The 8,484-nt window shown below is 39.1% G+C and carries 7 protein-coding genes; 2 read left to right on the top strand and 5 right to left on the bottom strand.

Going from position 1 to position 8,484, the window contains the following annotated elements:
- Positions 1-40 precede the first annotated feature (40 nt).
- The 5 genes from ABF638_RS35375 to ABF638_RS35355 form a co-directional block, all read right to left on the bottom strand.
- A complete protein-coding gene (locus ABF638_RS35375; protein ID WP_435027452.1) occupies positions 41-781 on the bottom strand; it encodes a hypothetical protein in 741 nt (246 codons plus the stop codon).
- A gap of 15 nt (positions 782-796) precedes the next feature.
- The gene (locus ABF638_RS35370) at positions 797-3,316 is read right to left on the bottom strand and encodes a filamentous hemagglutinin N-terminal domain-containing protein (RefSeq protein WP_435027451.1); all 2,520 of its coding nucleotides are present in this window, start codon (positions 3,314-3,316) and stop codon (positions 797-799) included.
- A gap of 57 nt (positions 3,317-3,373) precedes the next feature.
- Positions 3,374-4,666: a glycosyltransferase gene (locus ABF638_RS35365; RefSeq protein WP_435027450.1), complete on the bottom strand. Its 1,293-nt coding sequence runs from the start codon at positions 4,664-4,666 to the stop codon at positions 3,374-3,376.
- Between the two features lie 230 nt (positions 4,667-4,896).
- Positions 4,897-5,037 (bottom strand): hypothetical protein, encoded by a 141-nt coding sequence (locus ABF638_RS35360; RefSeq protein ID WP_435027449.1) that lies wholly within the window; start codon positions 5,035-5,037, stop codon positions 4,897-4,899.
- Between the two features lie 504 nt (positions 5,038-5,541).
- Positions 5,542-6,258: a hypothetical protein gene (locus ABF638_RS35355; protein WP_435027448.1), complete on the bottom strand. Its 717-nt coding sequence runs from the start codon at positions 6,256-6,258 to the stop codon at positions 5,542-5,544.
- 297 nt (positions 6,259-6,555) lie between these two features.
- On the opposite strand from ABF638_RS35355, the gene ABF638_RS35350 reads away from it, so the two are divergent.
- Complete coding sequence (locus ABF638_RS35350; protein ID WP_435027447.1) at positions 6,556-7,497, top strand: hypothetical protein; 942 nt, start codon at positions 6,556-6,558, stop codon at positions 7,495-7,497.
- Between the two features lie 644 nt (positions 7,498-8,141).
- Positions 8,142-8,484 (top strand): Crp/Fnr family transcriptional regulator (locus tag ABF638_RS35345; RefSeq protein WP_435027446.1); only part of this gene is annotated, 343 nt, incomplete at its 3' end.

Here is an 8,484-nt window from a genome sequence, read left to right as displayed (position 1 = left end):
AACATATTTTGGGCTGTTTTTATCGGATTTTTCTTAACATTCAACACTTTTGATTTGGTATATTTTCTAATGTTTGGTAATACAAAAGCGATTTTTGCGCCTTTTGTGGAATAATATTAGCAATCTGCTCTCTAAAAAGTGGTTCCTCTATCCAAGAATATTTATCTTGCAATTGCTGATAAATTGTCTGTTCAATATTACCCAGAGACAGATAAATACCGCTAATTTTTGATGAAGATACAAGTTTTGCTAGCGTTAATGTTTCTTGTAGAACTGTTTCAGATTCGTTTAACTTCCCCAGAATCCGCAAGACTTCTCCGAGATTCTGTAATCCAAGCAAGTTAACCGATGTTGCCTTCTGCTTACCAATTAATGTCGTCAGTTGCTCTTTTTCAGCAACAGCAAGTTGCTGCAAAGTCGTGTCGCAAATACTTAGATTTGTATTAAAGTTTAAAGCTTCTAAAAGTGTATTGCAAGCTTGTTTATGTAATCCTAATGCTTGGAAAGCAAGGTTTTCATTAATCAGGCTTTCCGTAATTCCCTCTTGATCGTTTAGTTGGCGATAAATTTTCGTAGATTCCTGCCAACTTTTTAAAGCATCATTTGCCCGATCTAGAGCTAATTGTTCGTGACCTGATGAAGTAAGGGATACCGCTTGATTTCTAAGGAGTTCTTTTTCTTTTTTTAGAGTCTGGGCAGGGGAAGATGATTGAATTAGAATTATAGATAGCGCTAAAACGGCTGAGAAGAAATATTTAAAACAACATTGAGGTAAAATCATTTTTCTATCTTTTTATCACTGAAATACTGAAAAACAAGAACTTGCAGACAGTGAAGCATCATCCAAAGCTAAATTTGGTTGGTCTGTCGTCAAAACAAAATTCCCTTCAGAATCCTGAATCAAAGCGTTGGCTTCTACAATTTTTGTGGGTTGGTTAATTCTTAATGATTTTGGATTATATAGATTATTAAGACCTGAAATGGGAAAAGAGTTACTTTGTTCAATATTGTTATGTATTAGGTCGTCAGGCTTAGATTGTAGATTGCGACTACTAACAGCAAAGCTACTGGTTCCTGTGCCTACTTGTTTTTGGCAAGCTGGGGTAATTTGAGGAGTTGTTGGAACCCCTTCTGGTGCAGCTTTATTGATGCCAGAATTATTATCCAAGGCATTGATCTGGATATTACCATTCAATCCAAATTCTGAACTAGCTGTAATTTTGCTATCGGGAGAAGAAAAGAATCCGAGAGCATTGATGTTGATATTACCGCCTCTTCCTTTAAGGGCATTGGCTGTAATCTTACTGTTTTCTATGACAATCAGAAGATTGGTATCAATAATGATATTACCGCCATTTGCGGAGCCTGTTACACTAGAGCCAGAATTTGCAGCAAGGGCAGAGATTAAGCCTGGGTCACTTGATGTAGCATTGATAGTACTATTACGACGTACTAATAAATTATTTGCTTGCAAGAAAATATTTCCTCCCTGTCCTGACGCAGTTGCTGCTCCAATATTTGAGTTATCTAAGTTAATATTGTTAGCATTAATTTTTAAATTTCCGGCATTACCAGTTCCAAAATTACTTACATTAACTAGAGTGCCATCTTTGAGAGTTAATCGGTTAGTATTGATTGTCACATCACCAGCATTTCCATTAGTAAGTGGTGGCAATTCTAGTAATTGTTGTAGTGCAGTAGAAATAAAAGCTGCGGTTGATGATATACCAAAAGGTTGGTCATAAACTAATCCATCAGAGGTTTCTCGCGTTATATCTATAGAATTGTAAGCATTAACTACAACATTTCCTGCATTCCCCTTTCCTAAAGTGTAAGAATTAATATTACTTCCATTTTGTAAAAGAACCTTTGGTGCATTAACTGTTAAAATACCAGCATTTCCAGTACTAAAAGCTGCAACACCTAATTGGCTTGATGCCAGAGAAACAAAAGGATTAAATCCACTTAATTGAACTCCCTCATTGGCATTAATAGTTAAATTTCCACCCTTCCCCTCTCCAAATGTTCCAGATATTACTGTTGCTCCATTTAAAAGTGTTAAATTTCCTGTATTGATTCTGATATTTCCGCTATTACCAGAAGAGAAAGTATAATTACCAATCCCACTAACCTTAGTAGGATCAATAGAAGAAAAACCAATTATTTGCGTCGATTCTGAGGCATTCAAAATTATATTGCTACCGTTTGCTTCTGTGAAAGTTTTAGCATATATAGCTGCTCCATTTTGAATAACTAAGTTCTTTGCCGACACTTCAATATCACCTGTATTTGCTGCTAAATTTTCACTTAACAATCCACTGGCAATCTTTCCATCAGAGGAAGTGCCACTTAATTTTATGGAGTCAAGGGCATTTGCATTGATACTTGCCATTGCTTGAGTTCCTTGGTTTTGAATTAATGCTATCGAACCATCGGCTAGTGAAATTTGCTTGCCGATTAGATGAATTGAACTGCTACCGATACCACTAGCGTCTACTAAAGCTTGTTGAGATAATCTAATATCTTGAAAATTTTGTACATCCTTATAATTCAAAATCCAGCCATTAGAAGTGGGATTGAGGTTAACCTCACTGGAGCTAACACTGCCTATTTCAATCCTTCCTCCAGGAGCCGTCAAAATACCTCCCAGTAAGTCAACATTACCTCCTATCAAAGCGAGGGTTTTTCCTTCAGACACCCGTAGACTATTAGAGCTAGTAGCAGATCCTAAAATGGGCGAAAATAAGGGGGTAGAAACAGTTAATCTATGACCTGTACCTTGCACAATAATTGCCCCTGGATTGCTTCCCAATTGCAAACCAACTGGAACACTAATAGTTAGTAAGGGTGTAGTTTTCACATTCGTGGCACTGAAGTAAAATTTATCAGCAAAATTAATGCTATTTGCCGTACTAGCAAGAAATGAACCACCAAGATTTAGTGAAGCATTAGGGCCAAAAATAATCCCGCTAGGATTTATCAAGAACAGGTTAGCAGTACCGTTAGCTCGAAGTATACCGTCAATATTTGATATGGATGAACCTGTTACCCGACTAAAGATATTCTGAATATCAGTCGGATTGTTGAAGTAAGCAGTGTCTCCAGTTGTAAGAGAAAACTTTTCAAAGCTGTGGAACAGATTATTACCTGCTTTCGTACCTTCATTAATAGTGGTGATATTACCCTGATTCGTGACTTGAGAATTATTAGGTAACGAAACATCAGGGACGATTTGTGCAACAGCTTGGGACGAAGATAACAGGTAGTGGAAGGCACTTATATAAAAAACATAAAATCTACTTTTTTGCATTCTCATCTGAATTAAGCTCAGAAGTGTACTTTCACTTTTTATGTAGATTACTCGCTAGCAATATTACTTATCTTCGAGATGAGAAAAAACGGGCTTTCCTGTGTTTATCACCTGTTCCACAATATCGGCAGCACGACTGACTCCTCCAGCGCGACGAATAGCTGTTTGTAATCTAGAAGCATTTTTTTTGTAGGAATCTTCTGTCATTAACTGCTGGATGCTCGTTTGTAGGCGGGGAACAGTTAATTGAGATAAGGGTACAACTTCTCCAGCCCCTGCCCAAGCTAAACGTGCTGCTACTGCTGGCTGGTCATTAGCAATTGGAATAGCTAGCATAGGTATACTGTTGCTTAAAGATTCTAAAACCGTGTTCAACCCTGCATGGGTAACGGTAAGGGTTGTCTTTTTCAGTAGTTCCAGTTGAGGTGCATAGTTAACAACTAACGGAGAGCCAGGTAATCCTTGTATTAATTCTGAACCACTAGACCCACCAAGAGAAATTACTAGTTGGACATCTAAGCCAATACAAGCTGAGGCAATAGTGTGAAAAATTTCTAGTAATTGATTTTGTATAGTTCCAAGCGAAGCATAAATCAACCGTTGTCCAGTCAACTTTTCATACGGAAAAGGTGTGGGTTCACGTCCAGTTGGATCTTGGTAAGGCCCAGTGAAATGAAAGCACTTGGGCAAAGACTGCCTTGGGAAGTCAAGCTCTTGCGGCAATTGACTCAGTTGTGCAAGTTGAGAAAAGCTATCTTTGTGAGGTGCTTGAGAGTAGAGTGGCAAGCTCCACTTTTGCCGATATATGTCTAAAACTTGAGTAAGTGGTTTTGTGATCTGTCTCGTCAGCAAATAAGCTGCTCTATTACGTAGACGTGCCCACAATGCTGTGTTATGGCTCCAAGATGTGAAAAAAGGTGGAATGCTGGCTTCTTGGTTAACTGGCAAAGCATTGCAAACAGTAATAAAAGGAATTTGCAGAAATTCTGCAATAGTCTCACCTTCCACTGTAAGTTGATCTACTAACAACGCTTCTACACTAGCTGCTTTAATAGCTTGCGGTGCTTCGCTAAGTAGGAGATTTATTCCTTCTTTCATCAAAATCATAGTATATTGCAAAGCGCTAAAACCGCTTAATTGCCCCAACTTTGCTAGGGACTGTGCGGTTGCTCCATAAGGATGCTGAGACTCTCCTATCATGCAAAAATTTAGTCCCGCTGCTAGTGCCTTAGATTTAGCATCAGCAATTCCAAATAGAGTGACACAGTGTCCACGTCTTTGTAATTCTCGCCCCAGTGCTGTCATTGGGTTAAGATGTCCAGTGCTGGGTGGACAGAGGATACCAAAATGAGTCATAGTTATAAACTTTTTTCTACATGACTATCAACCGCGATCGCCCCAAGTAAGTACTTGTGCAAAATTAATTGCCTATTTTTTAATCCTGTATCCTTGACTGGATAAGGAATACAGGCAAATGAGATGTGCAATTTATTTTGCATGACTACTTATTATTGCATCTCTTGATTAGAACCATCTCTGCAACACATTGCATCTTAAGTATTAAAGATAGATAAAAGGTGTTTAAGTTAGCACTGTCTAGTATCTGTAGGTTGCGATCGCGGATACTGCCTTTGCTTGTAAGCTAATGCACTACAAATTTGTAAGGAATATTGGTGCTTTAGTTTGGCAATGCTTTGAATGCCAGCAACGTATTTTTTGTAACTCATAGGAATTAGGGAAACTCAGCTAAATCGGGAACACAGGAAACACAAGAGACAATCGGTCTTAATTGAAAGCAGTTGCTTGTACTATTATTGACAGCGTTGCTAATTACCGACAAAAGTAGTTTTTTGCGATAAAACTTTCTTTTGTCAGAATTGCTAATTTCGGACTCCCTTAGCAAGTTAAAATCATGATTTTAATCTTGAATTTAAGCAATTAACATTTATCTGCTTGATATTGAATAGTTAAAAGCCAAGAAAACTTCGAGATTGTGATCGCGCTTCAAGAGTTCAATAAATACCATGCAGATATAGCTCCTAAAGGGAGGAGCTAGCACTAAGGCAGAACACCGCGCTGCCTCTTTGTCTCAATGAGATTTTGGCTACTATAAGTCCCTTGGCTACACAAAAATTCTCCTTTACTACTAAAGAAGGATAAAAGCCAGGGTAATTTTGTGCTTTGGACTCATTTTAGCCTGACAGTTTAGTGTGTAAATTGATACTCAAATATTATTCATCATCCTCATAATCGAAATCATCATCACCATGTTCTTCGTACCACTTTTTCTCTTCAGCTAAGGCCATTTCTCTCTCAATCATTTTTCTTTCTAGGGCTTCCCTTTCAAGCTTTTCTTTTTCTTGCTTTTTCCTTTCAAATATTTCGTTTTCTATTTTTTCTCTTCTGAGCCTTTCTTTCTCTTCTCTTTCTCTCTCAAGCTGAATTAATCGCTGTTCGACTCGCTCACAGTAGAAATCCAAGACTTTACCAGTGGCTGCTCCGGTAATCGCACCACCAGCCAAAAATATTATTACAGTTTTCCAGCCGCCAAAGGGATTACCACTCCACTCCAGAGTCCCTTCATTGAGCCACACCAGTAGGAAGTAGACGAGAATTCCAATAACTGTATTGATCAGTGCAAAAACTCTCGGTGTCATTTCGGATTGACGAAGTATCAACCACTGCGCCAGGGTAAGAATCACACCAAAGATTACCGCAGCAATTCCTGAGAGAATTACATTACCTGGGAAAGTAAACGGATCTACCGCAAATTTAATGATTAGCGTGATAGTAATTGGGGCAGAGAGCAAAAAGCTCAGGAGTAAGCTAGCACTAATTGCAAGAAACCAGTAGCGACCGAGATAACCCAGGCGAAATTCTAACAACGACTCTTGTACTCCAAACAAAGTCATCCAAAATATAATACCCGCCGTTAAATAATCAAGCATTAGCCGTTGTTTTACCCATGTGCTGAAGAGGGTATTTTCTAGAATAAGCTGAAATTGAATTCAGTTGTCAGTTGTCAGAAGTCAGAATTGAATTCAGGCTCCTGACAACTGAAGTCTTTCTTGTTAACTGTGGTATTGGACTGATTTTCGTCAAAGTATTCTTTCATCAGTGCAAAATATAAAAAGCAATGAAAAACCCCAACCTGTTAAAAGGATAGGGGTATAAATAAAAACTCTATATTTCATGATGACACAACTAAATATTTGTTCAACTGCTGTCAGGCTAGAGGTGGGGCAATGAACAAACCCCCATCCAGACGCAAGAAAGTTATCCCTGGGGCATCTGGTGAACCAAAGCCAGCAACCGACTCTGCTCCCGAAAATACTTCTAGCGAAGACAACCCAGCCTCAGCAACGATTACGGTTACTGCTGTTGAAGTAACAGAGTTGACCCAGGAAGAACAAAGCTTACGCCTGCATTTAGAACACCGTGTAGAACGTGCATTTTTAGAAGCGGGTCAGGCGCTGATGGAGTTGAGAGACAGACGGCTATACCGTTCCACGCACCGTACTTTTGAAGAATACTGCCGAGATCGCTTCAATTATAGTCGTGATGCAGCGTACTTAAAGATTTCGGCTACTGTGGTTTATGAGAATCTTCAAAAGTTTTTGCCGACCATTGGTCGGCAAATTCCAATGCCGACCAACGAACGACAATTGCGCTTTTTGGCGAAAGCCGAGTTGGAACCGGCTGTGCAAGCGGATGTATGGCAACAGGCAGTAGAGCAAGCTGGCAATAAAATTCCATCCGGTCGCATAGTGAAAGACGTTGTGGATAGGATACGCGAAAGGACGAAAGTACCCAATCCTTACCACGTTGGGGAGATATGCGTTCTTCTGCCCAAAGATAATCCAGACTTGAGAGGTAAAGCGGGTTATTGGGGCGTAGTCAGCCATGTTGGAGACTATAGCTGTACAGTTCAAACCTGGGATGGTGACTACACTGTAAAAATCGAACACCTGAAGTTACTGGAACTATTTGATGAAGATTGTAGATTCATGCAGCAGTTATGTTTGAGGTTACGGCAGTTGCATCAAGTGGCGACCCGTGACGAGGCTGTGGATTGGCTGTTGCAGGGGTTGGGGAAACAAGCTAAACCTTATTTATCTTCGTTGCAGGCAAAATTGCTGGTGACTGTTGAGAGAGAGTACAACCTGGTTTGGAAGCAGCAGAAGTGACGATACAGCTAGTAAACAAGAGGTTAATCCAACAAATACACAATGCAACAATGCAACAATTAACTCATTGTATGAAAGCGGTAAGCGATCGCGGAGTGTCTCTAAGAGTTGCCATAACGTTAGGCTTATCGATTCAAAGAGAAATCTGAGTAGGTCATGGTGAGTGTCCTTTTATAGCCGCCAATATTGGACACTTCCTTTTCTAGATATTAATATTACCTTATTTTGACAAGAATAAGTATAAAGTTTTGCCGTCAAATATTATGTTTGAGTAAATGTTTTAGTTGATGTATAACTTATAGAAATCCTCATAAAACATTCAAAAGTGGTAGAGAAAACTGAACTTATTTACCTAGCAAGATACAAGAAGGATTTGATGCTTTCTGATTTAATGATATCTCAGGCAGCTAATCAGAAAATTTGCGAAGTTCGAGAGTTAATCGACAAAAAGTAGTGTACTTTTCTGGGTTCGCCTAAAGCTATATAAACCTGAGATCGGGATAAGCTGAAACTTTGATTATGTCGTTAGTTTGGATAGGGTGAAAGCCTTATTCTTTCGTCCAAGTAATCAAATTTGAGTTCTTAACCCGAACTGACGTTATATAAAGGTTTCGTTTAAAAACAAATAATTTGGGGTTGCTCTAATGCTAAGTCCTGTGTTAACAGTCAGTATCTTTCAAAAACAATCCGACCCTAAAGTATTTTCAGCAGGCCAAGTCATCTTTGAAGAAGGACAGCCTGGTGATGAAATGTATGGGATTCTCGAAGGAGAGATAGATATATTAGTCAATGGCAAGATTGTAGAAACCATTGATACGGGGGAAGTTTTCGATGTCGGGGTACTTGTAGGAATTAAAAATAGAACTTATACAGCGATCGCCAAGGTAGATACCAAACTGGTTTTCCTTAATGAGGAAGAGTTTCTCTTTGCTGTTCAGGAAACACCCATGTTTGCCGTAGAGGTGATGAAAAGTTACTCAAAGCGTC

The organism is Nostoc sp. CALU 1950 (assembly GCF_051172895.1).
Lineage (GTDB): Bacteria > Cyanobacteriota > Cyanobacteriia > Cyanobacteriales > Nostocaceae > Nostoc > Nostoc edaphicum_A.
The sequence above is the reverse complement of the archived record's forward strand: the minus strand, read 5'-3'. Positions and strand labels throughout refer to the sequence as shown.